The following is a 278-nucleotide window of genomic DNA, read 5'->3' on the forward strand; positions in this document are numbered from 1 at the left end:
TCCAGATACCGAAACCAGTTGACTCAGAGTAAGTGTACATTCTTCTAGCTTGTCCATCTAAACCTGATATGAACATTGGGAAAAAGGCTACACAAACACTTATCGAAATAAACCAGAACGCCCATTTTCCAATTCTCTCGTTTAGCATGTATCCAAACATCTTTGGCCACCAATAAGTAAGACCAGCAAGCATTGCGAATACAACCCCAGGAATTATAACTAAGTGAAAGTGAGCTACTAAAAACATGGTATTGTGGTATTGATAGTCAGCACTGGCC

At 39.9% G+C, this 278-nt stretch carries 1 protein-coding gene; it reads right to left on the reverse strand.

The window, feature by feature from the left end; all coding sequences use genetic code 11:
- The coding region (locus HU755_RS27075; RefSeq protein WP_186638325.1) for a cbb3-type cytochrome c oxidase subunit I at positions 1–278 on the reverse strand (278 nt) is incomplete at both ends.

Origin of the sequence: Pseudomonas sp. SWRI111 (assembly GCF_014268555.1) — a bacterium.
GTDB lineage: Bacteria > Pseudomonadota > Gammaproteobacteria > Pseudomonadales > Pseudomonadaceae > Aquipseudomonas > Aquipseudomonas hamedanensis.